This window comes from Cellulomonas sp. ATA003, assembly GCF_031582905.1.
GTDB lineage: Bacteria > Actinomycetota > Actinomycetes > Actinomycetales > Cellulomonadaceae > Pengzhenrongella.
Window position 1 is genome coordinate 872,977 of sequence record NZ_CP133990.1, and the last position, 26,503, is coordinate 899,479.

Annotated in this window: 27 protein-coding genes and 3 pseudogenes; 12 read left to right on the forward strand and 18 right to left on the reverse strand. The window is 73.3% G+C overall.

All coding sequences use genetic code 11. The annotated features are described in order from the left end of the window. Positions 1-10 precede the first annotated feature (10 nt). Positions 11-247, reverse strand: a complete 237-nt coding sequence (locus REH70_RS04360) for an FIMAH domain-containing protein (RefSeq protein WP_310752598.1) — start codon at positions 245-247, stop codon at positions 11-13. A 248-nt stretch (positions 248-495) separates the two neighbouring features. On the opposite strand from REH70_RS04360, the gene REH70_RS04365 reads away from it, so the two are divergent. Both REH70_RS04365 and REH70_RS20370 read left to right on the forward strand, forming a co-directional pair. Further along, a complete protein-coding gene (locus REH70_RS04365; protein WP_310752600.1) occupies positions 496-1,269 on the forward strand; it encodes a hypothetical protein in 774 nt (257 codons plus the stop codon). A 152-nt stretch (positions 1,270-1,421) separates the two neighbouring features. Beyond that, a pseudogene (locus REH70_RS20370) lies at positions 1,422-1,631 on the forward strand (NERD domain-containing protein); the annotation flags it as partial. 53 nt (positions 1,632-1,684) lie between these two features. Here the strand turns inward: REH70_RS20370 and REH70_RS04370 are convergent. The 5 genes from REH70_RS04370 to REH70_RS04390 form a co-directional block, all read right to left on the reverse strand. Then, complete coding sequence (locus REH70_RS04370; protein WP_310752602.1) at positions 1,685-1,939, reverse strand: hypothetical protein; 255 nt, start codon at positions 1,937-1,939, stop codon at positions 1,685-1,687. 74 nt (positions 1,940-2,013) lie between these two features. Beyond that, on the reverse strand, positions 2,014-2,517 hold the full coding sequence (locus tag REH70_RS04375; RefSeq protein WP_310752605.1) for a superoxide dismutase family protein: 504 nt from the start codon (positions 2,515-2,517) through the stop codon (positions 2,014-2,016). Positions 2,518-3,011: 494 nt separating this feature from the next. After that, entirely contained in the window at positions 3,012-3,296 is a 285-nt protein-coding gene (locus REH70_RS04380; protein ID WP_310752607.1) for a hypothetical protein, read from the reverse strand. Positions 3,297-3,338: 42 nt separating this feature from the next. Then, positions 3,339-3,791 (reverse strand): hypothetical protein, encoded by a 453-nt coding sequence (locus tag REH70_RS04385; protein ID WP_310752609.1) that lies wholly within the window; start codon positions 3,789-3,791, stop codon positions 3,339-3,341. A 22-nt stretch (positions 3,792-3,813) separates the two neighbouring features. Continuing rightward, complete coding sequence (locus REH70_RS04390; RefSeq protein ID WP_310752611.1) at positions 3,814-4,458, reverse strand: methyltransferase domain-containing protein; 645 nt, start codon at positions 4,456-4,458, stop codon at positions 3,814-3,816. A gap of 227 nt (positions 4,459-4,685) precedes the next feature. Between REH70_RS04390 and REH70_RS04395 the strand changes: the two genes are divergently transcribed. Beyond that, the gene (locus REH70_RS04395) at positions 4,686-5,507 is read left to right on the forward strand and encodes a ThuA domain-containing protein (protein WP_310752613.1); all 822 of its coding nucleotides are present in this window, start codon (positions 4,686-4,688) and stop codon (positions 5,505-5,507) included. After that, positions 5,504-6,667: a Gfo/Idh/MocA family oxidoreductase gene (locus tag REH70_RS04400; RefSeq protein ID WP_310752615.1), complete on the forward strand. Its 1,164-nt coding sequence runs from the start codon at positions 5,504-5,506 to the stop codon at positions 6,665-6,667. Before REH70_RS04395 ends, REH70_RS04400 begins: the two co-directional genes overlap by 4 nt. Before the next feature lie 76 nt (positions 6,668-6,743). Here REH70_RS04400 and REH70_RS04405 read toward each other — a convergent pair whose 3' ends face one another. Continuing rightward, positions 6,744-7,538 carry a MerR family transcriptional regulator gene (locus tag REH70_RS04405; protein ID WP_310752617.1) on the reverse strand — a complete coding sequence of 265 codons (795 nt, stop codon included), beginning with the start codon at positions 7,536-7,538 and terminating at the stop codon, positions 6,744-6,746. Positions 7,539-7,615: 77 nt separating this feature from the next. Between REH70_RS04405 and REH70_RS04410 the strand changes: the two genes are divergently transcribed. After that, positions 7,616-7,969 (forward strand): nuclear transport factor 2 family protein, encoded by a 354-nt coding sequence (locus REH70_RS04410; RefSeq protein ID WP_310752619.1) that lies wholly within the window; start codon positions 7,616-7,618, stop codon positions 7,967-7,969. Positions 7,970-8,276: 307 nt separating this feature from the next. On the opposite strand, the gene REH70_RS04415 is transcribed toward REH70_RS04410, so the two are convergent. After that, positions 8,277-9,533, reverse strand: coding sequence for a calcium/sodium antiporter (locus REH70_RS04415; RefSeq protein WP_310752621.1), 1,257 nt, complete (start codon positions 9,531-9,533; stop codon positions 8,277-8,279). 94 nt (positions 9,534-9,627) lie between these two features. On the opposite strand from REH70_RS04415, the gene REH70_RS04420 reads away from it, so the two are divergent. Next, a complete protein-coding gene (locus tag REH70_RS04420; RefSeq protein WP_310752624.1) occupies positions 9,628-10,551 on the forward strand; it encodes a pseudouridine synthase in 924 nt (307 codons plus the stop codon). An 18-nt stretch (positions 10,552-10,569) separates the two neighbouring features. Here the strand turns inward: REH70_RS04420 and REH70_RS04425 are convergent, their stop codons facing one another. The 3 genes from REH70_RS04425 to REH70_RS04435 all read right to left on the reverse strand — a co-directional run bounded on the left by REH70_RS04425 (position 10,570) and on the right by REH70_RS04435 (position 14,704). Next, positions 10,570-11,112, reverse strand: a complete 543-nt coding sequence (locus REH70_RS04425) for a hypothetical protein (protein WP_310752625.1) — start codon at positions 11,110-11,112, stop codon at positions 10,570-10,572. 396 nt (positions 11,113-11,508) lie between these two features. Next, complete coding sequence (locus tag REH70_RS04430) at positions 11,509-12,789, reverse strand: M20/M25/M40 family metallo-hydrolase (RefSeq protein ID WP_310754138.1); 1,281 nt, start codon at positions 12,787-12,789, stop codon at positions 11,509-11,511. After that, complete coding sequence (locus tag REH70_RS04435; protein ID WP_310752627.1) at positions 12,692-14,704, reverse strand: cryptochrome/photolyase family protein; 2,013 nt, start codon at positions 14,702-14,704, stop codon at positions 12,692-12,694. The genes REH70_RS04430 and REH70_RS04435 overlap by 98 nt, the downstream gene beginning before the upstream one ends. A gap of 115 nt (positions 14,705-14,819) precedes the next feature. Between REH70_RS04435 and REH70_RS04440 the strand changes: the two genes are divergently transcribed. The 3 genes from REH70_RS04440 to REH70_RS04450 all read left to right on the forward strand — a co-directional run bounded on the left by REH70_RS04440 (position 14,820) and on the right by REH70_RS04450 (position 18,255). Next, positions 14,820-15,077, forward strand: coding sequence for a type II toxin-antitoxin system prevent-host-death family antitoxin (locus tag REH70_RS04440; protein WP_310752629.1), 258 nt, complete (start codon positions 14,820-14,822; stop codon positions 15,075-15,077). Further along, a complete protein-coding gene (locus REH70_RS04445) occupies positions 15,062-15,460 on the forward strand; it encodes a PIN domain-containing protein (RefSeq protein WP_310752631.1) in 399 nt (132 codons plus the stop codon). Before REH70_RS04440 ends, REH70_RS04445 begins: the two co-directional genes overlap by 16 nt. 416 nt (positions 15,461-15,876) lie before the next feature. Continuing rightward, entirely contained in the window at positions 15,877-18,255 is a 2,379-nt protein-coding gene (locus REH70_RS04450) for a hypothetical protein (RefSeq protein ID WP_310752633.1), read from the forward strand. Here REH70_RS04450 and REH70_RS04455 read toward each other — a convergent pair. From REH70_RS04455 to REH70_RS04480, 6 genes and pseudogenes are all read right to left on the reverse strand, one after another. Further along, positions 18,155-19,649: pseudogene (locus REH70_RS04455) on the reverse strand (amidase). The gene REH70_RS04450 and the pseudogene REH70_RS04455 sit on opposite strands and share 101 nt — an antisense overlap. Positions 19,650-19,699: 50 nt before the next feature. After that, positions 19,700-20,983 carry an MFS transporter gene (locus tag REH70_RS04460; RefSeq protein ID WP_310752635.1) on the reverse strand — a complete coding sequence of 428 codons (1,284 nt, stop codon included), beginning with the start codon at positions 20,981-20,983 and terminating at the stop codon, positions 19,700-19,702. Then, positions 20,976-21,899: an ABC transporter substrate-binding protein gene (locus REH70_RS04465; protein ID WP_310752637.1), complete on the reverse strand. Its 924-nt coding sequence runs from the start codon at positions 21,897-21,899 to the stop codon at positions 20,976-20,978. Before REH70_RS04465 ends, REH70_RS04460 begins: the two co-directional genes overlap by 8 nt. 280 nt (positions 21,900-22,179) lie before the next feature. Then, positions 22,180-23,106 carry an ABC transporter permease gene (locus tag REH70_RS04470; RefSeq protein WP_310752639.1) on the reverse strand — a complete coding sequence of 309 codons (927 nt, stop codon included), beginning with the start codon at positions 23,104-23,106 and terminating at the stop codon, positions 22,180-22,182. Then, positions 23,103-23,882, reverse strand: coding sequence for an ABC transporter ATP-binding protein (locus REH70_RS04475; protein ID WP_310752641.1), 780 nt, complete (start codon positions 23,880-23,882; stop codon positions 23,103-23,105). Before REH70_RS04475 ends, REH70_RS04470 begins: the two co-directional genes overlap by 4 nt. Beyond that, positions 23,879-24,652, reverse strand: a complete 774-nt coding sequence (locus tag REH70_RS04480; RefSeq protein ID WP_310752643.1) for an isochorismatase family protein — start codon at positions 24,650-24,652, stop codon at positions 23,879-23,881. Before REH70_RS04480 ends, REH70_RS04475 begins: the two co-directional genes overlap by 4 nt. Before the next feature lie 225 nt (positions 24,653-24,877). On the opposite strand from REH70_RS04480, the pseudogene REH70_RS04485 reads away from it, so the two are divergent. After that, a pseudogene (locus tag REH70_RS04485) lies at positions 24,878-25,654 on the forward strand (GntR family transcriptional regulator); the annotation flags it as partial. A gap of 56 nt (positions 25,655-25,710) precedes the next feature. Here the strand turns inward: REH70_RS04485 and REH70_RS20375 are convergent. Further along, positions 25,711-25,875 carry a hypothetical protein gene (locus REH70_RS20375; protein ID WP_396134724.1) on the reverse strand — a complete coding sequence of 55 codons (165 nt, stop codon included), beginning with the start codon at positions 25,873-25,875 and terminating at the stop codon, positions 25,711-25,713. Positions 25,876-25,916: 41 nt separating this feature from the next. Between REH70_RS20375 and REH70_RS04490 the strand changes: the two genes are divergently transcribed. Both REH70_RS04490 and REH70_RS04495 read left to right on the forward strand, forming a co-directional pair. Further along, entirely contained in the window at positions 25,917-26,195 is a 279-nt protein-coding gene (locus tag REH70_RS04490) for a type II toxin-antitoxin system Phd/YefM family antitoxin (RefSeq protein WP_310752647.1), read from the forward strand. A gap of 26 nt (positions 26,196-26,221) precedes the next feature. Further along, positions 26,222-26,476, forward strand: a complete 255-nt coding sequence (locus REH70_RS04495) for a type II toxin-antitoxin system RelE/ParE family toxin (RefSeq protein WP_310752649.1) — start codon at positions 26,222-26,224, stop codon at positions 26,474-26,476. The last annotated feature ends 27 nt before the right edge of the window (positions 26,477-26,503 follow it).

Below are 26,503 nucleotides of genomic sequence, written 5' to 3' on the forward strand. Positions count from 1 at the left end.
TCGTGGCGGGTCAGGACAGCGTGTCGATGACCCCCTGGAGGCGCTCGGTGAGGTCCGCTCGCGCGGCCGGGGTCACCCGGTCCGTGCGCTGGGGCCGCTCGAGGCGGTCCAGCGCCTTGTCGAGCCGCATGACGACCTGCTTCGTCCGGTCACCGGCGAGGTGGTGCTCGGCCTGCCGGACGGCGGTGTCGAGCTGGCGGGCGACCGGACCGGCCACGTCACCACCGGCCACGTACCTGTCGAGCACGTCGCCCCTCAGGTAAGCCCGCCGGAGCGACCGGCTGGTGAACAGGGCGGTTCTCCTGGGTGGCGTGCACCGGAACGCCGCCACCTCCACCAGCACGCCGCCTTCGCGGGTCCTCAGCGTGCCCGCACTCACTCATGGCCCCTCACGAACCGGCGTGAAAGCCCCCGTGCCGGCCCGGTCGGTGCTAGCGTCCCGAGCGCCCAGGCGGGGACGAGCGTCACGCGTGCGTGACGTAGGGAGGTGACTCCGTGAGCATCGACACCCGGTCCCGAGCTCAGATGATCCCCGCGCGCGTCGTGGCCGTCGTCCTCGCCCTGTTCTCGGCGGTGATCCTCATGGGCCTCATCGACCTCTTCACGCTCCCCGGATGGGTGGATCAGAGCTTCGTCTGGGAGGTTCCGCTCGAGGCGAGCTGGGGGTCGCTCTTCACCTTCTTCCTCGCCGGCGGCTATGCCTGGGTGGCGATCAACCCTCGCGCTCCGTGGCCCGCCCTCGTGCAGCTGGCGATCAGCGGACTGGCGCTCCTGGTCGGCGCGACGGCCGGGGCGGACTGGCGACCGCTCGCCCTCGCGGTTGGCGTCGGCGTGTCGGCTCTCGTCCTCTGGCGGCTCGTGGGGAGGCCGGCTCCCGAGTTCGGCGGGCGTCCGTCGGTGCACTGGGCGGTGCTCGCCGTCGCGGCGCTCGGGGTGCCGCTCTGGTGGCCGTACGCGCTGACGGCCTTCGCACAGTCACGCGCGGGCGTCCTCGGCAGCATCACGCAGGGCATCGAGCACTGGCCGGTGCAGGGCGCCGTCGGGGTGGCCGTGGTCCTCGGATCGCTGGTCCTCGCGATCTGGGACGACGGACGTCCGCTGCTGCGGGTCGCGGTGAGCCTGACCGCGGTCTACATCGGCATGGCGGAGCTCGCCTACCCCGACCGGGCCGGCGCGATGGACGACCGGCTCTGGGGCATCGGCGTGACGCTGTGGGGGCTGCTCATCGCGCTGGTGTGCGTACCGCGCCGCGTCGACGAGACCTCCTGACGAGGCCGGCTGCCTCTGAGCCGGAGGAGTTGAAGGACATCCGCTGCGCCGCTTGACCTTGACGCAGGGTCAGCCCTCGACGCGGGGCTCATCAGGTCCCCACCGAGGACCACCATGCGCGGTGCTGCAGACGACGAACACCAAGGGGAACGATGCCCCGCCTCTACCCGGACGATCCACTCTTCCCGGCCGACAACGGCGCCGAGCGCGCCGTCTGGCAGGCGCTGCGAGACCAGCTCCCCGACGACGTCGCCCTCTTCGCCGGCCGGCGTCTGCTGGGTGACGGTGAGGAGCGCGAGCTGGACCTCGTCGTGGCGTGGCCAGGTGTCGGACTCGCGGCCATCGAGGTCAAGGGCGGCCACATCACGCACGAGGCGCCTCGACCGCGACGGCCTCGCCGAGGCCGCCCGGCGAGTCAAGCACGCGATCGAGCGAACAAGGGTCCGGCCACCGACCACTCGACGAGATCGAGCTCGAAGGCCTCATCGACTTCCTCGCCGGGGCCATGCCGGCCCAGCTGGAGCTTCTGTCCGAGGCGTCCGCCCACGAGGACCGGGTCGAGCAGCTCACGCGCGATCAAGCGTGCATCCTCGACATGCTCCGTGACCACACCCGTGCCCGTTCCTCGAGCGTCGGCGACACCTGTGGGGTCACCATCGAACGGGTGCATGACCGCATCCTCCGGCCCGTGATCGCGCGCCCGCCGGTGGAACCGAACCATAGGCAGCCGGCGCCGCGAACCGGTCAGAAGTGAACGGGCAGGCAGGCGATCCTGGCGCCCGCCCCGCCGTCCGGGGCGGTCGTCATGGCGTGGACGACGACGGAGTGGGCGGCGCCGTGGGCGATGGTGAAAGGGACGTCGGCGATCGCCAGAGCGGTGCCTCCGGGGGTGATGGAGAAGTCCAGCCAGACCTCCGTCTGGTCGGAGACGGTCACCGGCGGCTGCCCCGTCGAGTTGTAGTGCGGACCGGCTTCCATCGGGTCGCCGGCGACGCAGTGGCCGACGTGCACGTGGGCGCCGTACGCCTGTCCTGCTGAGTCGCGGTCGAGCCCACGCAGTCGCAGCACGACGGTGGTTCCTCGGGAGGTCCGCCAGGCGGACACCGAGCCGTGCGCGCCGTCCGTCGGTGTGGTCATGGTCGGCTGCAGATCGGTGAGCTGCCCGCGGTCGTGGACGAGCGGATCGTGCGCGACCGCCGGTGCGGTCACCGCGAGGGCTGGTGCGGCGAGTACAGCGACAGCGAGCATGCGAAGTGAACGACGGACGTGCATGGTGATGTCCCCCGGGTACGTACGAAGTCGGCGGCTGTGCCCTCTGTGGGCGGCCGCCGCGGCTCATGGCCAGTCAGATCTCGCGGCGAAAGGCGGCGGCACAATCTCGTCGCACCGCTGCGACGACGACCCGGGGCTCGCTGATGCTGCGCCGTCGCAGCAAGGAAGCGACCTTCAGTGATCGACATGACTCGACGGGCCCCGTTCTACTCCCATCCCGATGTGGACACAAGACTCGACTGCACCCACGACCCAGCTGTCGCGGAGCGTGCCGCGCCGCTGCTTTCAAGAATGCGATGGTTACCGGTCGCCGAGGGGGCACGCATTGTGGAGGATTATGGCCGGCGGGATGAAGGACGAATACATGCACGGCGCCTTCCTCGGCCGTGCGGGACGTGGGACCACCGGACCACATCACAAGACGGAAGGTGCTCCCCGCAATTCGCTCGTGCCGGCAGAGACGGGCTTGGTCAGCGCCGTCCCGCCTTGGCGAGCTTCTCGTCCCGCTCCTTCTGCTTCGCCGCGGTCATCGTCTGCTCGCCCTGGAGCGTGGTCCGGGCGATCCACTCGAGCACGCCGTCTGCGACCACCCCGTCGAGCACCCCGACGACGATCATGAGGGCCGTGACGGCCGAGGAACCGGTGCGCGCCGTCCACACGACCATGCCCACGGTCGGTGCCAGCGCCAGGCTGGTCGCGAAGATCGCGACCCACACGTGCAGCGCGATGTTGCCGTTGGCGTCGTTCGGGCCCACCGGACGTCGGGGTCTACTCCGGGAAGGCCCCGACGGCCGAGGTCAGGATCGCGGCGCCCGACGCCGCCCCGAGCGTCGCGGCGGTCGTCGCGACGAGGTACGGCACCGCCCACCAGGCGCCGCTGAGCACCAGGAACGGGACGGTGACCAGCAGAACGCGGGGAGGAAGACCAGCACCATCGCCCACTGCCGCCCGCGGACGTCGGAGCGCACCGAGGTCTCGTCCTGGCCGACGACGTTCTGCCAGACGGCGGATCCGTCCTGGCTGTCCACGTTGCAGCCGCTGAGCGCGAGCATGAACGCGACGATCAGCCCCGAGAAGGCGGCGACCGGTGCGGCGTCCCCGTTCAGCAGGGCGAGTGCGCCGATGACGGCGCCGGTCCAGACCGCCGTCGAGCTCTCGAGGGCCCGCCACGGGTCACGTCGCCTACCACGACGACCGAGTGCCGCACTGCTCCTGGTGGCCGGCCGAGGCGGCGCATGCGTGGTGGCCACCAAGGTTCGCCTCCGGCCGACCTCAGCTCGCCGGCCGATGCGCCTTGCCGAGGACGTGGGGGGCTGCGGGTGAGGCCTGCCCGGGAGGGAAGTGGAACCGGTCGACCTCGTCGATGACGAACCCCGCGGCCGAGATAGCGGCCTCGGTGTCCCGCCCGGTGTGGCAGCCGCCAACCAGGTGTGGCCACACGGTGGCGTCGACGACCCGCTGCACCGTCCGCAGACGACCACCGTCGGGCGCGGCGACGTGCTCGTAGAACCGCAGCTGCCCGCCCGGCCGCAGCACGCGCCACATCTCGGCGAGCACGGCGTCCTGGTCCCGGACGGAGCACAGGACCAGCGAGGCGACCACGGCGTCGACCGATCCGTCCGCCGCGGGGATGTTCTCGCCCGGAGCATCGACGACCTCTACTGCCACGGGCGCCTGGGCGGCTCCTTCGCCGGCCAGTCGACGCAGGTGCGGCTCGGGCTCCAGCGCCAGCACCGTGGACACCGTGGGCGGGTAGCGCACGAAGTTCAGCCCGTTCCCGGCGCCGACCTCGACCACCCGACCGGACAAGCCCGCCAGCAGCCGCTGCCGGTGCTCCCCGACGCCCTGGCGGTCCATCTCGGGCGACAGCCGGCTGTAGAGGCGGGCGAAGACGGGGTGACGACGAAGGGTTGGCACGGTGTGACCCTCCGGCTGCCGGACCGACGCGTCAAGCGTCCCACCGGGTCGCTGCTCCCGGGTGGTCTGCACCGGAACGCCTAGACCTCCGGCAGGACCGGCCGGCTCAGGACGCGACGCTCACGCCGAACCGCTGCGCGAGCCCCCGGAACTCCGTACCGTCCAGGGTCGCTGCCCGACGTGTCGGGTCCGGCGTGCCGACCCCACCGATCCCCTGGAGCCAAGTCGTGACCGAGCCCGGTACCCCCTCCGGCCGTCCCATCCGCGTCACGGTGTGGGGCGAGAACCGCCACGAGCAGGTGGAGCCGCGCGTGGCGGAGATCTACCCCCGCGGCATGCACGGGGCCATCGCTGAGGGGATCGAGGAGAACCTCGGTCCCGGCGTCGTCGTGCGCACGGCGACGCTGGACGACCCCGAGCACGGCCTCACCGAGGAGGTGCTCGCCGGCACCGACGTCCTCACCTGGTGGGGGCACGCCGCGCACGCAGAGGTGGCCGACGACGTCGTCGAGCGGGTGCACCGGCACGTGCTGTCCGGCATGGGCCTGATCGTGCTCCACTCCGGGCACTGGTCGAAGATCTTCACGAAGCTCATGGGGACCACGTGCACGCTGCGGTGGCGCGGCGCGCACGACCGGGAGCTGGTCTGGACGGTCAACCCCACGCACCCCATCGCACGCGGCATCCCGCACCCCATGATCATCCCGGAAGACGAGATGTACGGGGAGTTCTTCGACATCCCCGCACCGGACGAGCTGGTGTTCCTGTCGACCTTCACCGGCGGAGAGGTGTTCCGCTCCGGCTGCACCTTCCGGCGCGGTCACGGCAAGATCTTCTACTTCAAGCCGGGCGACCAGGAGTACCCCGTGTACCACCACGAGGGCGTGCGGCGCGTGATCTCCAACGCTGTGCAGTGGGCCATGACAGATCTGCCCGAGCGGGCCTATCCGACGCTGCTGCGCTACGACACGGAGGACTTCTTCACCGGTCACGGCTACGGCGGACCGGTGCCGGACGCACCCGGCGAGGCAGCGGAGTCCCCGGCATGAGCGCCGTTCCCACGTTCGCCACCGTCCCGTCCTCGCCGCAGGAGCCGCTGCCGGTCGTCGCCGTCGGCGCCGGGGCCATGGGGCGCGCCTGGCTGGCGACCCTCAGCGACTCGCCCGAGGTCGCGCTGGTCGGGATCGTCGACCTGGACCTGGACGCCGCCCGCCGCGCGGCGACCGGCCTCGGCCGGCCGGACCTGCCCGTCGGGTCGGACGCCGTGGCGCTCGCAGAGGGAACCGGCGCCCGGGCGGTCATCGACGTGACGGTCCCGGCCGCGCACCACCCGGTGACCACGGCGGCCCTGTTCGCCGGGCTGCCCGTGCTCGGGGAGAAGCCCGTCGCCGACACCCTCGCCCGCGCCCTGTCGCTGGCGGCCGCGGCGGAGACGACGGGGCAGCTGTTCATGGTCAGCCAGTCCCGCCGGTGGAACCCCCAGCTCGCCGCACTGAAGGGCATGGCCGACGACCTGGGTGACATCGGCGCCGTCACCACGGAGTTCTTCAAGGCCCCCCGCTTCGGGGGTTTCCGGGACGAGATGGCCCATCCCCTCCTCGTCGACATGGCGATCCACGCCTTCGACAGCGCCCGGTACCTGCTCGGCGCCGAGCCGGTCGCGGCGTACTGCGAGACGTGGAACCCGCCGTGGAGCTGGTACGCGGGCGACGCCAGCGCCAGCGTGCTGTTCGAGATGGAGGGCGGGGCCCGGTACGGCTACCACGGCAGCTGGTGCGCGCCCGGGGCCGAGACGTCGTGGAACGGCTCCTGGCGGGTCAGCGGCGCGCGGGGCACCGCACGGTGGGACGGCGACGACGAACCGGTGATGGACGCCGACGTCCCACCCACCGACCGGCCTCGCTCGCCGCACGAGGGGATCGCCGGGGCGCTGGGGGTCTTCTGCGCGGCGTTGCGCACCGGTGAGCCGCCGATGGGGGAGGTCCACGAGAACACCATGAGCCTGGCCATGGTCGAGGCGGCCGTGGAGTCGGCCGCGACCGGCCGGCGGGTCCTGGTCGACGACGTCCTCGCCCGCGCCCACGAGCGTGCGGTGGCCGAGGAGACCCATCCCCAGGTGCGCGAGGTCCTGCGGTCCTGGTCGTCGGTCCGCTCGGCGCTGGCGGGGACCGCTCACCGCGGGCCCGGTGGTCCGGCGGCAGGGGGCTGACCCCCGACCGACGCAACCGATCCGGCGGAGCGGCACCGCGGGCGAGGCGTCCGGGGGCCGCTCTCGGGGCCCGTCGTCAGGCGCGCGCAACCCGGAACACCGGCCAGCCGATCTCGGTCCGCCAGGCCGACGCGTCGGGCGTGTCCCGCGGCCCGACGAGGTACGCCTCCCGCACCGGCCCGGCGACAGCGAGCGTGTTGGCCACCACCCAGGCGCCCAGCTCGCCGTAGGTGACGTCGATGTCGTCGTGCTCGCCGACGTGGGTCGCGACGGCGAGCTCGACGGCGGGCAGCGTCACCGGGTGCACGCGTCCGGCTCGCGGTGGCCGCGCCGCCGGCCGGTACACGAGCACGTGCCCGTGCCCGTCCTCGAACAGCGCGTTGTCGTACAGCCCGCCCGGGACGCCGGCGGCGCCGACCACGGCGTCCAGCTCGGCCATCGCGCCGGCGTACCAGGCGAGGACGTCGTCGTGGGCGACGTCGTCCTCGACCGCGGCCACCGTCGTCGCCGGGACCGCGCGCAGCTCGACGTGCAGCGGCGCCGGCTCGGGCTGCAGGAGCCGGCGCAGCGACGCCACCGCGGCGCGGGTCCGGTCGAGCTCGGACTCCAGGCGCCGCAGGTGGTCGGTGACCAGGCTGGCCCGGGCGCCCGGGTCGGGGGACCGCAGGATGCGCTGCACGTCGGCGAGCGGGACGTCGAGCTCGCGCAGGCGGTGCACGACCTGCGCGGTCGGGATCTGATCGGCGCTGTAGTACCGGTAGCCGGTGGCGTCGTCCACGGCCGCCGGCTCCAGCAGGCCCGCGTCGTGGTACCGGCGCAGCGTCCGCACGCTCAGGTGTGTCAGGCGCGAGAACTCCCCGATGGCCAGCACGCCGCCATCGTGCCGCCTCCCCCGGGGGAGAGTCCAGTGCTTGACCCTCCCGCGTCGGCAGACCGCACGGTCGGGGCATGACCACTCCGACCAGCATCCGGCCCAGCGACCTCCCGTCCACGATCCGCGGCTACCTCACCGCGCACACGGCCCACGACGTCGACGCGGCGCTCCGGGCCTTCTCGCCGACCGCGGTCGTCGTCGACGACGGCGCGACCTACCGGGGGAGCGACGAGATCCGGCGCTTCCTGGCCAAGGCCGGCGTCGAGTTCAGCTACACGACCGAGCTCGTCGGCGCCGAGCGCGTCGATGACACGCACTGGGTCGCCACCCACCGCCTGGAGGGTGACTTCCCCGGCGGCGTCGTCGAGCTCGGCTACCGGTTCGCGATGGCCGACGGCCTCATCGCGGAGCTCGTCATCGCGCCATGACGCACGACGCGGAACCCCGCGAATACGGCGACTGCGGCGGCGTGGCGGACCGTCCCGTCCTGGACGCGGCTAGGACCTCGCGGTCCCGGCACATGCCCAACGCTTCATGGCAGAGCGGGCGTCGTCGCACGCCGTCGAGGTGGACGCCGCCCACGCGGTGACCGTCTCGCGTCCCGGCGTCGTCGCACGGCTGATCGACGACGCCGCCCGCGCGGCGGCCGTCTGACCGCGGTCGGTGACGCGTCAGGCGCGCCGCTCGAGGCGGAGACGGGGCGAGCAGGTGACGGCCAGGAACCGTCGCGTGAGGTCACCTCGGCCTGCTGGTGGGCCGGCGCCCCGGGGCGCCGGCCCGTCGGCGTCGTGCGCGGGACCTCGTCGCCCCGGCCGTTGATCCCAGGAGCGGCGTGGGGACCTCAGTCTCAGGGCGGGGTCGAGATCCCCGCGGATCCCGCTGCCCCGTCCGCAGCCCGACCTCGTACGAGGTGAACGCGATCAAGGTGACCGCCACCAGGGGCAGGACGAACCAGGCCATGACGGCGGTGAACCCTGCCAGGGCGTCGTGCGCGGTGGCGGCGAGGACGACGTAGCCCGTGTACGCCAGGTACAGGGCGACGAACAGCGCGCCCTCCCAGCGGGCCACCGCGAATCCGGTGAACGCGACCGGCAGCAGCGCGAGAGCGGCAGCGATCATCACCGGCATGTCGAAGGCCACCGCTGCACCGGCGACGGGGATGCCCTCGAGGGAGATGAGTGCGGGCAGGCCGAGGACCACGCCGACGTTGAAGATGTTGCTGCCCACGACGTTGCCCACCGCCAGGTCACGCTCCCCGCGGCGCACCGCGATGATCGAGGTCGCCAGCTCGGGCAGCGACGTCCCGACGGCCACCACGGTCAGCCCGACCACCAGGCTGCTCACCCCCAGACCGGTGGCGATGTTCACCGCCCCCTCGACGAGCACGGTGGCGCCGGCGACCAGCATCGCGATCCCCAGCACCACGAGCAGGAGCGACCGGCCGGTCGACGCCGGAGGCGGCGGCTCCTCGCGTCGACCGGTGGCGTCGGGGACGGACGAGCCCTCGGCCGGCACTGCGCCCCGTGCTGGGACGCGCGTCTCGCTCCGGCCGACGACGACGGTCCACACCGTGTGCGCGATGACGGCGCAGAAGAGGATGAGCCCGTCCACCGCGCTGATCCGCCCGTCCAGGGACACCAGCAGCAGCGCGATGCACAGGGCGACCATCACGGGCACGTCGAAGCGCACGAGTCGCTGCTTCACCGCGAGGGGGATGACGAGCGCGGAGACCCCGAGGATGAGCAGGACGTTGACGATGTTGCTGCCCACCACGTTGCCGACGGCCAGCCCGGGTTCGTCGCGCAGGACCGCCCCGACGGTCACCGCCAGCTCCGGGGCCGACGTCGCCGCCGAGACCACGGTGAGCCCGACCACCAGCGAGGAGATCCCCATGCGCCGGGCCAGGGCCGAGGCGCCGCGGACCAGCAGCTCCCCGCCGAGCACCAGCAGAACCAGCCCGGCCACGATGCGTGCCACGTCAAGGAATTCCACGGGGAGGGAGTCTACGAACCCGGCCCGGAGCGGGCCTCGTGGCGCCGACCCCGACGCGCGCTCCGCTCGCTCCACCTGCTCGTACCATCGCCGGGTGCCACCTCGCTCGCCGCTCCCGGCACGTCACGGACTCGCGGCCGCCCGGTTGCGCACGCCCGATCGGGACCCGAACGGCCCCGCTCCGTGGGCGACGATGGGCGCGTGGCTGCGGCACCGCCTGCCGGACCGCGTCGACGTGCCCGGGATGCTGGCGCAGGGCCGGTTCGTCCACGACGACGGCCGCCCCGTGCGGGAGGACGACCCCTACGCCCAGCAGCTCTTCGTCTGGTTCCACCGCGACCTGCGCGACGAGCCGCAGGTGCCGGGGGAGATCCACGTCGTGCACCGGGACGAGCGTCTCGTCGTCGTCGACAAGCCGCCGTTCCTCTCGACGATCCCGCGCGGCGGGCACGTCATGCAGAGCGTCGTCGTCCGTCTGCGCGCGGACCTCGGCCTGCCGGAGCTGTCGCCGCTGCACCGCCTCGACCGCGTGACATCCGGTCTGCTCATGCTCGCGACCGAGAGCACGTGGCGGGGGCCGTACCAGACGGCGTTCGAGCGCCGCGCGGTCGACAAGACGTACCGGGCACTCGCGCCGCTGCGGGCGGACCTGGAGCTGCCCGTCGTCGTGCGCAACCACCTCCACAAGGAGCGCGGCACCTGGTGCGCCGAGGTCGTGCCCGGGGCGCCCGTCAACGCCGAGACACTGGTCGAGCTGGAGCGGGAGGTCGGTGGTCAGGGGGTCTACCGGCTGACTCCCCGCACCGGACGCACGCACCAGCTGCGGATGCACCTGCTGGGGCTCGGCATCCCGATCGTCGCCGACCCGCTGTACCCCGTCGTGCAGGACGTCGCCGTCGACGACTTCCGCCGGCCCCTGCAGCTCCTCGCGGCCGAGGTGGCGTTCACCGACCCGGTGGACGGGCAGGACCGGCACTTCCGCAGCGTTCGGTCGCTGCCGCTCGCGCCGGAGGGCTGAGCCTCTGCTGCGCGGCGGTCACCACGCGCCCTCCATCTCGCCGGCATCCTCAGCGGTGAGGCGGTTCAGCTCCGCCTCGTCGAGGGCCCATTCGTCGGTCGTCGCGGTGAGGACCGCGTCGGCGACCACCGCGCCGATCTCCGCCACGTAGGCGCCGTCGTCGGCCCCGGATGCCGGGACGACGGTGACGACGACGCCATGCAGCATGGCGGCGACGTCCTTGACGTCCTGAGGCATGTGCGCGCCGATGCCGCGCATGGCCAGGGTCACGGTGGTGGGTTCGGGGCTGAACATGACGATCTGCTCGAGCTCTGTCTCCTGCTCGAGCGTGGCCGCCAGCTCGTCGGCGGGCATGGACCCGGGCGGGAGTCCGTCGTCGAGGGTGAGGTCGGGGTGCATGGCCGCCAGCACCTCCAGGCGCGCCAAGGCTCGCTGGAGCGTGTGGACCCGCTCGCCCAGGTCGGCGAGCGGTGTGGTGGGGTCGATCACGCCGAGCTCGTAGGTGAGCAGGGCGATGGAGTGCCGGACGGCGGTCACGGCGGCGTGGGCGGTGGTGGGCATGGTTCTCCTTCAGGGGTGGGTGGGGCCGAGCGGCCCTACGTACTCAAGGCACCGCGGCGCGGAACTCTCCGCGCGTTCGGCGGACAGACCTCCGGTGGGTGGTGGGGACGCCGGGACCCGAGCCGTCGGCGTCCTCATCTCCTGAGCCACCGAGGTCGAGAAGTTCCGGCGGCTTCTCTCAGTGATGAGCCACGACGCACCGTTCTCCGTCGCGTGCCCTCACCCTGAGTCACCACGACGTCATTTCGCGTCGGTTCACTGCGCCGGTCAGGTGAGGGATCGACCCGGGCGTGGCGCGCGCTCGGCCGAACGGGTGAAGCGGACCCCGTGCACGACGACAAGGGCCCGCGGAACCGTCACCGGCTCCGCGGGCCCTCGCCCGGTCAACGCGTCAGGTCAGCTCCCGGCCGCGTCGTGGTCGTGCTCGTCCCCGCCGCTCTCACCGACGAACGTGCCCGCCGGACCGGCCGGCGCCGGGACCGGGAAGTTCCCGGGCAGCCGGGTACCGCGGACGCCGTTGACCGGCTCGGTCGACGCGGCGTAGGTGAACACCGCGTACGCGACCGCGTCGGAGTTGACCTCGAGCGCGTGCCGGTCGATGTTCGCCAGGGAGTCGCAGGCGATGTGGTAGCACGGGTCGTACTGGGCGCCGGTGGTCCCGCCCCACACCGCCTGCTGCTCGGCGGTCTTGATCCCTTCGGCGCCGGTGAACAGGCCGCCGGACGGGATGCCGTTCTCGATGAACGCCTGGTAGTCGCTGCGACCGCTGTACGCGGAGTCGTCGTAGGGCTCACCGAGCAGCGTGTAGAACTCCTCGAACGTCTTCTCGATGTGCTCCGAGCCCTCCGGCACGACGACCGGCGCCGCGAAGCTCGACTGGTCGGCGTCGTAGATGCCGAAGTAGTAGTTCGGCGAGCCGATCATGTCGAAGTTCAGGTACAGCGCGATCTCGTCGAGCTCCGCCGGGGTGCGCTGCCCGACCCACTCGGTCGAGCCGATCAGCCCGAGCTCCTCGGCGCCCCACCAGGCGAGGCGGACGGTGTTCTTCGGGCGGGACTTGCCCATGTTCTCCGCGAGCTCGAGCAGCGCGGCCGATCCGCTCCCGTTGTCGTTGATGCCGGGACCGGCCGGGACGGAGTCCAGGTGGGCGCCGGCCATGACGACGTTGCCGTCCGTGCGGCCCGCGAGCTCGGCGACGACGTTGTGGGAGACGCGGTCCACGCTGGCGACCGACACCCGCGCCGTCGCGCCGTCCACGGCGAGCGCGGCGCCGGCGTCGAACGACGCGGTGGCGAGCGGGACGGCCGGGAAGTCGAAGGGTGCGGCGGTCACGTTGGTCAGCGGTCCCGACCGGTCCGGCCCGTCGCCCTGGTTGAAGACGATGACGGCCTCGGCGCCGGCCGCAGCCGCGAGGTTGGCCTTGACCGTGAACCCGCAGGTGCCGCGTTGGACGAGCGCGATGTCGGTGGTCCCGGCGAAGTCGAGGCCCGCGAAGTCCGACGCCTCGCAGCCGCTGGTGTTCGCGCGGTCGCCGGTGAGGTTGAGGTCGATGGGGATCACGGTGCCCGTGACGTCGCCCTCACCGCTGCTGACGAGGGGCGAGGCCTCGTACGTGGCCGCGGTGGGCGTCAGCTGCTGCACGACGACGTCCGTGCCGGGGTAGGTGAACGGCACCACCTCGACGTCCCAGCCCGCCGCCGACACCACGTCGACGACGTAGTCGACGCTCGCCTCGTAGCCCGGCGTCTGGTCGGCGCGGTTGCCGTCGTTGGCGTCCGCGATCGCCTGGAAGGCCTCCAGGTGCTCGAGGACCCCGTCGACGCGGACGCACTCGAGCAACCGGGCCGTCGTGGTGTTGGCGCGCTTGTCGCACCGGTCCAGCGGTGCCGCACCGGCCGGGAGCGCGGCAGCCAGCGACGCGGCGAGGAGTGAGCCCGTGGCGACGGCGGCGGTGCCGAGCGTCCAGGAGCGGGAACGTGTGGCCATGAGGGGTCCTCTCGGTGGGATCACCTGACTGGCGCAACGTAGTCCTGGCGCGGCCCCGGCATGACTGATTTGCTGCCGCGAGGTGACATCCAGTCACGGCGGCGTCGACCCGCGCTGCTCCTCCTGCTCGACGAGCGCGTCGCGGTCCCGCAGCCGCCCCAGCCCGGCGAGGGGCTGCCGCATCCGCCGGTTCGGCTCCAGGCGCTCGTGGTTGCGGTCGAGGAACCACCAGTAGCCGGCGCTGTAGGGGCAGGCGTCGTCGCCGACGCGGACGTCGGGCCGGTACCGGCAGCCGCCGCAGTAGTCGAGACATCTTGTGGATGTAGGCGCCGCCGGACGCGTACGGCTTGGTCGCCATGAAGCCGCCGTCGGCGTGCTGGCTCATGCCGACGACGTTGGGCGCCATCACCCACTCGTAGCCGTCGACGAAGCACTCGTGGAACCAGTCGGTGATCTCGGCCGGGTCGTAGCCCCGCTGCAGCGCCCAGTTGCCCAGGACCATCAGGCGCGGGATGTGGTGGACCCACGCCATGTCGCGCACCTGGCCGAGCACGTCTCGCAGGCAGCGCGCCTCGACGGCATCGGCGTCGAGGTCGCGGAACCACTGCGGAAGGGGCGCCCGGGCCCTGAGCGCGTTGGACTGCTTGTAGGTGGGGCCGGTGTGCCAGTAGACGTGCCAGACGTAGTCCCGCCAGCCCATGAGCTGCCGGACGTACCCCTCGACGCTGGCGAGCGGCGCCCGGCCGGACCGGAAGGCGTCCTCGGCGCGGTCGATCGCCTCGCGCGGGTCGAGCAGGCCCAGGTTCATCGCCGCCGACAGCATGGAGTGGGACATCCACGGGTCCGCGGCGAGCATGGCGTCCTCGTACCGTCCGAACGTCGGCAGCCGGTGCTCGACGAACCGGTCCAGCGCCGCCACGGCCTCGGCGCGGGTGACGGCGAACCGGCGCGGCCCGTCCCGTCCGACGAACCGGACGTCGCCGTCGGCCTCCCAGCGGTCCAGGTCGCGGCGGACCTCGGCGTCGATCTCGTCCTCCTGCGGCAGCCACGGCTCGGGGACGTCGAGCCGCCCGTCGTCCAGCTGCGCGGTCCGCGGCGGGGGCTCGCGGTTCTCGTGGTCGAGGTTCCACGTGCCGCCCGCCGGTCCGTCGCCGTCCATGAGGACGTCGTGGACCCGCCGCGCCGTCCGGTAGAAGTTCTCCATCAGCAGCCCGCCGCGCTGGCTGCCGGCCCAGCGCTCGAAGTCCGCCCGCGCGGTGACGAAGCCGCGGTGCGGCAGCACCTCGAGCCCCGGCTGCCGCTCGACGAAGGTCAGCGCACCGCGCGACGTCGGGGCGACGACGTCGAGCGGCTCGTCGACCTGTGCGAGCGCCGCGGCGTAGGTGTCGGCGCGGACGACGACGGCCCGGTCGCCCAGCTCGGCGGCGCGGTGCCGCAGCGCGGACAGCACGAGGTGGGCCTTCTGCCGGTGGAAGCGTCGCCGCCGGAACACCGCACGGGACTCGATGAGCAGGGCGGGCTGGTCGGGGTGGTCGAGGAAGTGCGGCCCGAGCTGGTCGGCGAACAGCCACCGGCGTCGCAGGGGCGGCTCGGAGGGGTCGGTCACGCGCTCATCCTCGGGCGTCGAGGACGACACCGCGCGGCCTGCCGACGAGGGATGCGTCGCCGGGCGAGACGATCGGACGAACGCGCCGCATCAGAGAATCAGATACACTGCACCGGTGCGCACCCTGACCGCCACCCACGCCTCGCGCGGTTTCTCCGAGCTCCTCGACCGGGTCGAGCGCGGGGAGTCGGTGCGCATCACGAGGGGCGGACACGTCATCGCCGAGCTGCGGCCCGTCGCACCCACCACCGGCCGCGCGCTCCGTGCGGCCCTCGCAGCCGCGCCCGATCTCGACGACGCCTTCTCCGCGGACGTCGCGGCGGCGACCGCGCTGCTCACCATCGAGGACGGCGACTCGTGGCGCGCCGACTGATCCTCGACACCAACACGCTGATCGCCTACGAGCGCCGACGCTTCGACATCGCCGCGCTGGACGACGACGACCTCGCGATCGCCGCCGTCACGGTGGCGGAGTTCCGGACCGGCATCGAGCTCGCCGACACCCCGGAACGCGCGGCCGACCGTGCGCGAGTGCTGGCTGCGGTGACTGCCACGATCTCCGTGCTCGACTACACGGAGGCAACCGCCGCGGAGCATGGTCGCCTGCTGGCGCACGTCCGCCGCGCCGGCACCCCGCGCGGCGCGCACGACCTGATCGTCGCCGCGCACGCCGTCGAGGACTCCCGTGCGGTGCTCTCGCTGGATGCGAGGGCCCGCTTCGGGGACCTCCCGGGAGTGCTCGCCCTGACGCCGTGAGGCCCCCGCACGTCGTCGGCCATGCGGTCTCCGGCGACCGGCGAGGCGACCGGTCGACATGCGGGGCGACGTCGTCGGGCATCGCTGATCGACGGGACGACGTCGCACGTCCGAAATGCCGGACGAGCATCCCCACGCTCTGCCACGCTCGGCGACGTCCGTCTGCACGCCCGAGGAGACAGCATGACCTCCGCAGACCTGCCGGTGCTGGCCCCCGGCACACCGCTCGAGACCTCGTCGCACCGCTCCGCCGCGGCCCGCAGGTCCCCCGGCACCGCCGCGGCCCGCAGCGCCCCCGGCACCGGGCGGTGGCAGCCCCGACTCGCCAGCCCCGTGGTCGGCCCGACCGTCCTCGCGACCGCCGTCGCGGGGAGCGCGTCGTCGTCGGCGGCGACTTCAGCTACGGCACCGCCGGAATGCCCACCGGGACCTTCAACCGGATCGCCCTGTGGGACGGCAGCGGCTGGCAGGCCCTCGGGGCCGGGCTCGACGGTCCGGTCCGTGCGGTCGCCGTCGTCGGCGACCACATCTACGCGGGCGGCGAGTTCACGACGGCCGGTGGTGTGCCCGCGGCCCGGCTCGCCCGCTGGGACGGCGGCGCGTGGTCCGCCGTCGGCGGCGGGGTCACCCACCCGGAGGCGGAGTACGACTGCGCCGTCCTCGCGCTCGCGAGCGACGGGGCGCGGCTCTACGTCGGCGGGACGTTCGCCCGCGCCGGGGACACCGACGTGCGCAGCCTCGCAGCGCTGGACCTCGCCACCGGGGAGTGGTCGGACCTCGGCGGCGGCGTCCTGCGTGCCGGGACCGCCGACCTCACGGACCCCGGAACCGTCCGCGCCCTGGCGCTCGCGGGGTCGGCCCTGCACGTCGGGGGCAGGTTCGACACCGTCGCCGGTCACGTCACGAACTCCTTCGCCACCCTCGACACGGCGACCGGGGTCTGGCGGACGTATGGCCCGGGCGTCTGCGACGAGGAGTTCACGGGCACGGTGCACGCGCTCGCGGTCGACCCGGCGACGGGCGACGTCGCCGTCGGCGGCTCCTTCACGTCGGCCAGCGGCGTGCACGCGTGGAACGTCGCGGTGCTGGATGCGGCGGCGGGCGGGTTCCGGAGGCTGGGCGACGTCACGAGCTACGGCGGCAAGTACGCCGAGGTGGCGGCGCTCGCCTTCGCCGGGGGGCGGCTGCACCTCGGCGGGTCGTTCACGTCCGTCGGTCCGCTCGAGGCGCAGCACTGGGTCGTCCACGACGGGACGTCCTGGACGGTGCCGGCCGTGCTCGACAACGTCGTGCGCACGCTGACGCCACACGGCCCGGACGGCGACGGCGCCGTGCTGGTCGGCGGGGATTTCGACGACGCCGCCGACGCCGCCACCCCCGACACCGGTTCCGCGCCGCTGCGGGTCCAGCACCTGGGCCTGCGGGGCCCGGCGGGGTGGCGGCTGCTCGGCCAGGGGCCGCACTCGGGCTACCTCAGCGGCGGCGAGGTGCAGTCGCTGCTCGCCGACGGCGACGCCGTGATCGCGGGTGGGCTGTTCGACCAGGCGGGCGCGGTGCGGCTGGGTTCGATCGGCCGCTGGGACGGCGCCGGCTGGGACGACCTCGCGGGCGGCGTGGGGGCCGACGTCGGCGACGGCCAGGTGTTCGCGCTGGCGCGGATCGGCGACGCCGTCTACGCCGCGGGCTCGTTCAGCTCCGCCGGGGGCGTCCCGGCGGCGAACGTCGCCCGGTGGGACGGCCGGCAGTGGTCGCCGCTCGGCACGGGCACCGACGGCGACGTGCACGCCCTCGCCGTCCTGGGTGGCCGGCTCTACGCGGGCGGCGAGTTCGCCACGGCCGGCGACGTGCTCGTGGGCGGCCTCGCCGTGTGGGACCCGGCGGCCGGGGCGTGGGGCGTCGTCGGCGGCGGTCCGCTGTACGACCACGCCGTGAACGCGCTGGCCGTGATCGGCGACCGCTACCTCGTCGTCGGCGGCTGGTTCAACGGGTTCAACCACGCCGGCGCGACGATCGTCGAGGGCCTGCACGGGCTGACGTTGTTCGACACCGCCGCGCCGCAGGACCCGGCGAACGTGCTGTCGGGCTACCTCGTGCTGCCGGGCGTCAGCCGCTACGGCGCCGCGGGGTGGGTCCGCGCGCTCGAGGTCGTCGGCGGCGACCTGCACGTCGGCGGGTGGTTCGACCAGGCCGGCATCCTGCGGGCCGCGGAGCCGCAGAGCCCGGGCTTCCCCGCCGCCAACCTCGCGGTGTGGCACTTCGCGACCACGGGGAGTGGGCGCCGCTGGGAGGCGCCGACGCGCAGGTCTACGCGCTCGCGGCCGACGGCGACGACCTGCTCGCCGCCGGGCAGTTCACCGCCGTGGGCGGCACGCCGTCCGGGCGCATCGCCCGGCTCGACCGCGCGACCGGGACGTGGGTGGCGCTGGGTGACGGGCTCGTCGACGGGTTGGGCGGGCCCGACGACGACGGGTACGTCGTCGGCCGCGCGCTCGCCGTCACGGCGGACGGGTTGTGGGTCGGTGGGGCATTCACCTCGGCGGGCGGCGTGCCGAGCAACAACCTGGCGCGCTGGGGTGAGGTGGGTGACCCCGACCCCCAGCCTGATCCCGATCCCGACGTCGACCCTGGCTCGGATGCCTGCGCGTAGCACCCGCCGGCGCCCGACCGCCCGACCACCCCGACCGCGGGGCCACCTCAGTCCGCGAGCGCGACCCCCGTCGTGCTCGCCGGCTCGCGCCGGTGCATCGTCGCCTGCTCGTACGCATACGCGTACCGCAGCATGTCGGCGTCGCTGAAGGGTCGTCCCAGGAAGGTGATCCCCACCGGCAGGTCCTCGGACGTGAAGCCCGCGGGCACCGACACCGACGGGACCTCGTACAGGAACGTGTTGAGGTGCGGGGCACCCTTCTGGTTCACGTAGGGCGGGTTGACGCCGTCGCGGATCAGGGTCGGGCTGTGCTCGGCGGTGACGTGCACGATCGCGTCCAGGTCGTGGTCCGTCATGAGCGTCAGCAGGTTCGTCAGGAGCTGGTCGCGGGCGACGGCGTACTGGGCGGCCGTGCCGGACCACGCCGGCGGCCGGCCGCCGCTGCGCCGCCACATGATCTGGTCGTACAGCGGGTGGGCGACGAAGTCCGCGTACGTCGGGTACGGCGGGTGGGCGCTGCGGCGCATCCACGTCTCGAACGACTCGGCGGTGCCGTCGAACGACCGCTGGGCCAGCAGGTCGTGGAGCCCGGGGATCGCGACCGGGTCGACGACGTGCGCCTCGGCTGCCGTCAGCTCCGCCACGGCGCGGTCGAACACCGCCGTGACCCGGGCGAAGTCTTCGGAGTCAGGCTCCGAGCCGAGGCCGATGCTGTCCCGGACGACGCCGATCCGGGCCCCCTTCAGCGCTCGGGCGTCGAGCTCGGCGGCGAACGACGAGGGCGCCTTGCCCACGCCGGCGGCCGTCGACGGGTCCTCGGGGTCGTACCCGACCATGGCGTCGAGCAGGCGCGCGGCGTCCTCGACGGTGCGGCTCATCGGTCCGAGCGAGCCGTTCGGGCTGGGCCAGCCGCCGTAGGCACCGACCCGACTGACCAGGCCGAGGGTCGGCCGCATCCCCACGGTGCAGTTCCACGCCGACGGCCGGCGGATCGAGGCGAGCCCCTCCTGCCCGATCGCGACCGTACCGAGGTTGGCCGCAACCGCTGCGGCCGACCCCGGACGAGCCGCCCGGGGTGCGCTCGAGGTCGTACGGGTTGCGGGTCGACCCGAACAGGGTGCCGTGGGTGTCGCCGCCGCCGAGCTCGCCCAGGGTGGTCTTGGCGAGCACCAGCGCCCCGGCCTCCTTGAGCCTGCGGATCACGGTCGCGTCCTGGTCCGGGAGGTACTCGGCGAACATCTGCGACCCGAGCGTGGTCGGCATGCCCACCGTGTCGACCTGGTCCTTGACCAGCACCGGCACCCCGTGCAGCGGACCGACGGGTCCGCCCGCAGGCAGGGCGGCGTCCAGCGCGTCGGCGTCGGCGAGGGCGTCGGGGGAGACGGTGATGACCGAGTTGAGCGTCGGGCCGCTGCGGTCGAGCACGTCGATGCGGTGCAGGTACCACTCGGTGACCTCGCGGCACGTCGCCTCACCGCGGCGGTACGCGTCCTGCAGCTCGCTGATGGTGACCTCGGACAGGGACAGGCGGGTGGTGGTCATGGCGGTCCTCCACGGGACAGGACGGCAGGGACGGGGACGGGCCGAGGTGGTCAACGCCGGACGGGTGCGGGGTGCGCACCGACCACCGGGACCGGCGGGACGGCGGCGTCGGGCATGGGCACCGGCACGGCCGGGACCGACCGGCGGCTGAGCACCGCGAACAGGCCTGCCGCCGCCACGGTCGTGGCGCCGAGCAGCACGACCGCTCCGGCGTCGGCTCCGGCCCCGAGCATCCAGCCCAGGACGAGCGGGCCGACGAGCGTCGCGAGGTCGCCGCAGGTGCGGTAGACACCCACCGCCATCCCACGCTTCTGCGGGGCGACGGCCTCGGCGAGGTAGGCGCCGGTGGCCGGACCGGTGAACGCCGTGGCCACACCGGTCAGCACGAGCGCGGCGAGGAAGACCGGCGCGGAGCCCGACCCCAGGAAGCCGAAGGTCAGCAGCCCGAGCAGGGCGGTCGACAGGACGACGACGCGTCGTCGGCCCCATCGGTCGGTGAGCACCCCGGCGACCCCGACCAGGGCCAGGCCCGCGATCGTCGTCGCCGCGATCGCGATGCCGAGCTGGGCTGGTGTCAGCCCCGCCTGCTCGTACGCCAGCACCGGGAACAGGTACTGCTGTCCGCCGAAGCGGACGAAGAAGATGCTGAACCCGACCACGGAGATCGAGACGAGCCCCGCCGTCCACAGTCGTGGCGCCGGCGCCCCCGGCGCGGTGACCGGATACGTGACCGGCTGCCACCGGGGGACGGGCCGCACGGCGCCGAGCACGGCCAGCACCACGAGGAGCGCGCCACCGACGACGAACGGGAGCCGGGCATCGATACCGACCAGGAGGCCACCGAGGACGGGGCCCAGGGCCCCGCCGGCGAGCTGGTAGGCCTGCAGAGCGCCCATCGTGCGGCCCAGTCGGTCGGGGTCGCTGTGGGTGAGCAGCGCCTGCCCGGTCGTGATGGCCATACCGCCGGCGAGACCGGTGACGAATCGGACGGCGACGAGCTGACCGACCGACGTCACCGCCGCCGTCGCGAGGGTGGCCACCGCGACCACGGCCACCGCGACGACGAGCAGGCGGCGCTGGTCCACTCGCTGGGCGAGCATCCCCGCCGGGAAGTCCATGAGCAACCGGCCCAGGCCGAACGCCGCGACCACCGTGCCGAGCGCCGCCGGACCGGCGCCGAGGCTGTCGGCGTAGACCGGCAGGACCGGGATGACCAGACCCCAGGTCATCTGCGTGCCGGCGATGACCGCGCAGATCAGCAGGATCCCGGCGGGGTGCCCGCCCGCGGCCGGACGCCGGGGGCGCCGGCGCCCGGCGCCCCCGGCCTCACTCACCGGCGCTGCCCACGGCGTCGACGAAGGTCATGTCGACGATGGCGTCGTACTGCACCGGGTCGCCGGAGTCCTTCAGCACCTCCGAGGCCCGGACCACGTCCAGGGCGGTCTCGACCGCCTCCTCCGAGACGGCGCCGCTCCACTCCCAGATCTCGTCCTCGTAGCTGCGCTCGAGGGTCGCCGCGAGGACGTCCGGCTCGAGCGTCGGGAACTCGGCCTGGGCGATCTCCATCGCCCGCTCCGGCTCGTCCCGGGTGAACTCCAGCGACTTGACCAGAGCCCGGGTGAAGGCCTGCACGGTCTCGGGGTCGGAGTCGATGGAGTCCTGCCGGACGTTGATCGTGGAGTACGCGTACGGCCCGAGCTCCTCCGGCACGTCGAGGAACGGCTCCTCCCAGATCCCCTCGGCGACGCCGCGCCCGAGGATCGGCTCGGACACCATCGCGACCTCGGCCTGCCCCTGCTGCACGATCGCGAGCGCCGCCGCGGCGTCCGCGGACTCGATGATCTGGACGTCGCTCACGTCGAGCCCGCTCTCCTGCAGCAGGTAGCGGGTGACCGAGTTGGGCGTCCCGCCGTAGGCGCCGGTGACGATGGTCTTGCCGTCGAGGAACGCCGCGAGGTCGCCGTCGTACTCCAGGCCGGGGGCCGCGACGAGGTAGTTGTTCCCGCGGTTGACCACGTTGGCGATCGCCTTGACGACGACGGCGCCCTCGCCGCGGGCCGCGGCGAACGCATTGTGCTCCGGCCCGCCGATGAAGGCCCACGCCTCACCCGTGAGGACGGCGTTGGTGTGCGCGCCGCCACCCTGGAGCGTGACCGTGGAGACGTCGAGGCCTTCGTCCGCGAAGAAGCCCTCCTGGATCCCGACGTACAGCGGCAGGTAGCCGGTGCCGTGGACGGGCTCGGCGATCACCAGCTCGACCGGCGATCCGTCGCTCGCGGCGGCCGGGGCTGCGGGCGCCGCGTCGGCCTGCGCCGCACCGGGTCGGTCGGGGAGCAGGCCGCCAGGAGCAGGAGCGGTGCGGTCAGCAGCGCGACGACGGCGCGGCGGCGCCGGCCGGGCGACGCGGCGCGGGGCGGGGACGTGCGGGTGGGACGGGACATGGGGGCTCCAAGGGGGAGGAGGGAGAGGCGCTGCGGACGTCGTCGGCCCTGGCGATGTCGGGTCGATCGGGCCGACGACGGCCCGCGGGCTACCGGGAGACGTGGAGCGAGGCGAGGAAGCGGCGCTCGAGCATGCCGGCGACGGAGTACAGGACCATCGACAGGGCGGCGAGCACGGCGATGCCGACCCAGATGAGCGAGATCTCGTACGTGGTGCCGGCGTACTGGATCATCCGACCGATGCCCTGGGTCGAGCCGATGTACTCACCGACGATCGCCCCGGCCAGCGCCAGACCGATCGTGACGCGCAGCCCGGAGATGATCCACGGGAGCGTCGTGGGCACGACGACCTTGGTGAAGACCTGCCACCGGGTGGCGCCGAGCGACGCGATCATCCGGGTGAGGTCGCCGTCGACGGCCTTGACGCCCGCGTAGGTGTTCAGCGCTTGCACGACGAGCACCAGCGCGGTCGCCATCGCGACCTTGGACGACATCCCGATGCCCAGGACGAGCACGACGATCGGGGCCAGGGCGAGCTTGGGCATGGCCTCGAAGGCGACGACGAAGGGCTCGGCGACCAGGGCGTAGCGGCGCGACCACCAGAACGACAGCCCGATCGCCACGCCACCGAGCGTGCCGATGGCGAACCCGGAGAGGGTCGCGGTGAAGGTGAACAGCGTGTCGGACAGGACGGTGCCCTCGGTCACCGCGACGACACCGGTCTGCCAGATCTGGGACGGCATGCTGTAGAAGAACGGGTCGATCAGCCCGGTCCGGGCCGCCAGCTCCCAGCCGCCGATGAGCGCGGCGAGCACGAGCAGCCGTGCGGTGAGCAGCCAGACCCGGCCGGCGGCTCGCTGCGGCTTGCTGATCAGCCCCTTGCGTGGCGGTGGGGCGAGCTGGGACAGGTCCTGCACGGTCGCCCGGACGTCCGGACGGGTGTCCCGCGGTGGCGTCGTGGGGGTCGGCCTGCCGGCCGGCGCGGCCGGCAGGCCGACGGGTGCTGTCGTGGTCATGCGGCGACCTCCTCGTGCTGGCGCTCGCCGAGGAGGCCGAGCGCGACCCGCTTGAGCTCGACGAACTGTGCCGAGGTGACGACCGACGGCTTGCGTGGCCGGTCGAGGGGGACGTCGAGCTTCGCGATCACGCGGCCGGGCCGCGGTGACATGACGTAGACGGTGTCGGAGAGGTATACGGCCTCGTCGACGTCGTGGGTCACGAACACCACCGTCTTGCCCAGGTCGTCCCAGAGGTCCAGCAGCCACTCCTGCATCTGGGCCCGGGTGAGGGCGTCGAGCGCACCGAACGGCTCGTCGAGCAGGATGACGTCGCGGTTGAACAGGATCGTGCGGAGCAGGGCGGCGCGCTGCCGCATGCCGCCGGAGAGCTGCGCCGGGTACCGGTCCTCGAACCCGCCGAGCCCGTACAGCGACAGGAAGCGGCGTGCCAGGGGCTCGCGTTCCTTGCGCCCCACGCCGGCGACCTCGAGGCCGAGCGCGACGTTGCCGAGGATCGTCCGCCACGGCAGGAGCAGGTCCTTCTGCAGCATGTAGCCGACCCGGCCCTGGTGGCCGGTGCAGTCCTCACCGTCGAGCCGGACCCGCCCGGCGGTCGGGTGGTCGAGCCCGGCGATGAGGTTGAACAGCGTGCTCTTGCCGCACCCGCTCGGCCCGATGATCGAGGTGAACGACCCGGACGGGATGTCCAGCGTGGTGCCGTCCAGCGCCACCACCGTCGAGCCCTCCGGCGACGGGAAGTGGCGCGTGAGCTCCTCGACCTGGAGCCGGCTCACGTGAGCGCCCCGGCGAGCTCGGCGACCGGCGACTCGGCGGCCGGTGACTCGGCGGGCGCGATCTGCCCGGCGAAGACTTCGTCGGGCAGGGTGGCGACGTAGTCGAGCGTCGTGTCGAGGGACACCACGTCGGCGTACTTGGCGTTCATGTCGAAGAGGTTGATCGCGTGCGAGGCCTGGCCGCGGTCGAAGCAGCCCTCCTCCACGACCGCGACGTTGATGTTGTGGTTGAACGCGTCGAGCACGGACGCCCGTACGCACCCGCTGGTCGTCGTCCCGACCACCAGGAGCGTGTCCACCTCGAGCTCCATGAGCAGGGCGAGCAGCCCGGTGCCGAAGAAGGCGCTCGGCTTGGACTTGCGGAACAGGACGTCGCGCTCCTGCGGTGCGATCTCGCGGACGATGTCCGTGCCGACGAAGCCGGGCACGTGCGGCTTCTCCCCGGCGCGGCTCGTGCGCCACAGACCGCGACCCAGGCCGTCCGGTCGGGGCTCCTCCCCGGTCGTGTAGAAGATCGGCAGCGAGTGCGCGCGGGCGGCGTCGAGCAGGGTCTTGATCGCCGCGACGCCCTCCCAGCCCTCCTCGCCGCAGCTGTTGCGCCACAGCGCGGCGGACTCGAGGATCGGCGCCGGCTCGTGCCCGACGAAGTCGTAGTTGACGTCGATGACGAGCACGGCGGGACGCGAGCCGAAGCCCCGCGTCGCCCCGTAGCCGGACGTCGCGTAGACGGCGCGATCACGCTCGGTGATGAAGGGGTCCCAGACGGCCATGGTGGTCTGCCTCTCGATCGTCGTGGCCCGCCGACCGGGGTGGTCGGCTGGCTGGTGACGAACGTAGGCAGGGCGCGTGTCTCGGCCGTTTCTCGGTCAGGTCCCGTCGGTTACGCCGCTCGGCCAGTCATCGTCCACGCCTTTGACCTGCGGTGATGCCGCCGAGACGACTCACAACGCCGTTGGGTTAACGCGTTCGTAAGACGGAGACGCCACACTCGCGTCATGTCCGCGACCGCAGGACGCCCGAGGCGCGCAACCGCTGACATCGGAGCGGGTCCTCCTGCGTCCCCTCCCGGCCGTCGGCGCCCGCCGGCGCCCGCCTCCCGCGCCGGCCGGCAGGACGTCGTCGACACGGCGGCGGCGGTCCGGGACCTCCTGCGCGCGGCTCTCCTGCGGGGGATGTACGACGAGCAGGCGCTGCCGGACGAGGGGGAGCTGCAGCACACGTACCGGGCGAGCCGGGGAGCGGTCCGTGCGGCACTGGAGCTGCTGCGCGATGAAGGGCTGGTCGAGCGGATGCGCGGGGCCGGGACGTTCGTCGCGGCGCGCAAGACGATGCACCGGGCCGACGGTCTGCACGGGCTGGACCGGCCGCCCGGTGCCGTCGTGCACGAGGTCCTGCTGCGGCAGGTGGTGCCCGCGCACGGCGTTCTGGTGGACATCCTGCGGGTGCCGCCCGCGAGCCCCGTCCTGCGCCTGGATCGCCGCACCCGGGTGGGGACGGAGCACGTCGCCCTGTGGACGTCCTACCTGCGGCTGCCACTGGCCGAGCCGCTCGCCGACCCCGCGGCCGACCTCGCCGGGGACTTCTACGACGCGGTCGAGCGTCTGCTGGGCCGGCGCCTGGGCCCCTCGGAGATGACCACCGAGGCGGTCCTCGCCGACGGGCTCGTGGCGCGGTCGCTGCACATCCCGGTGGGAGCGCCCGTCCTGCGGCTGGAGCGGGTCCTGCTCCTGCACGACGGCGAGCCGCTCGAGTTCGGCGTGGGGCGGTTCCGCGGCGACCGGCTCACGCTCCGAGCACTCGCCACCGGCACCAGCTCGACGCCGGCTGATCAGCCCGGCTCGCCCCGCGCCTTGCGCCGCACGATGACCACGAGGTCCACCAGGGCGATGACACCGAGGAGAGCGACCACCGCCACCACCACGGCGGGCGCGTCGGCGGCCGCGAGCAGCACGGCGGCCACCGTGCAGACGACCAGCCCGAAGCCGGCGAGCACGAGGCGCAAGGTTGGCCTGAGTCCTGGCTAGAATCAGCACGATGCAGACCATCCCGCTCAGCGACGCGAAGGACCGGCTCTCCGCACTGGTGGACGAGGTGCAGTCCACTCACGAGGCCGTGACCATCACACGCCACGGTCGCCCGGCAGTCGTCGTGATGGCGGTGGATGATCTCGAGTCGCTTCAGGAGACGTTGTTCTGGCTGTCCCAGCCGGGGATCCGCGACGACCTCGCCGAGGCTCAGCGGGAGATCGCCGAGGGTGGCGGACTGAGCTCGGACCAGGTGCGTGCCGAGCTGCGCCGCGCCCGGCGTCCGTGACAGAGGAGCGCCCGGATGGCTTCACGGTGCGGCTCACCGCACCCGCCGTCCGCGCCATCGGCCGGTTGGACCCGAAGGTCGCCGACGCGGTGCTGGCGTTCATCGACGGGCCTCTGGCCGACAACCCGAGCCGAGTCACCGAGCCGTTGACCGGTGAGCTCGCGGGCAAGCGCAGCGGCTACGTGGGCATCGCCTTCCGCGTGCTCGTCGCCATCGACGACGACGCGCGGATCGTCTGGGTGCTGAAGGTCGCCCACCGCGCCGACGTCTACCGGCCCTGACCGGCGAGGCGATCCGCCCGTGCTGGG

What these genes read in the sequence shown, in the direction of transcription:
- REH70_RS04490 (WP_310752647.1), top strand. Translation starts at nt 25,917, where the DNA reads ATGCAGACCATCCCGCTCAGCGACGCGAAGGACCGGCTCTCCGCACTG.
- REH70_RS04410 (WP_310752619.1), top strand. Translation starts at nt 7,616, where the DNA reads ATGACCACTCCGACCAGCATCCGGCCCAGCGACCTCCCGTCCACGATC.
- REH70_RS04375 (WP_310752605.1), bottom strand. Translation starts at nt 2,517, where the DNA reads ATGCTCGCTGTCGCTGTACTCGCCGCACCAGCCCTCGCGGTGACCGCA.
- REH70_RS04370 (WP_310752602.1), bottom strand. Translation starts at nt 1,939, where the DNA reads ATGCACCCGTTCGATGGTGACCCCACAGGTGTCGCCGACGCTCGAGGA.
- REH70_RS04480 (WP_310752643.1), bottom strand. Translation starts at nt 24,652, where the DNA reads ATGGCCGTCTGGGACCCCTTCATCACCGAGCGTGATCGCGCCGTCTAC.
- REH70_RS04400 (WP_310752615.1), top strand. Translation starts at nt 5,504, where the DNA reads ATGAGCGCCGTTCCCACGTTCGCCACCGTCCCGTCCTCGCCGCAGGAG.
- REH70_RS04470 (WP_310752639.1), bottom strand. Translation starts at nt 23,106, where the DNA reads ATGACCACGACAGCACCCGTCGGCCTGCCGGCCGCGCCGGCCGGCAGG.
- REH70_RS04450 (WP_310752633.1), top strand. Translation starts at nt 15,877, where the DNA reads ATGCCCACCGGGACCTTCAACCGGATCGCCCTGTGGGACGGCAGCGGC.
- REH70_RS04425 (WP_310752625.1), bottom strand. Translation starts at nt 11,112, where the DNA reads ATGCCCACCACCGCCCACGCCGCCGTGACCGCCGTCCGGCACTCCATC.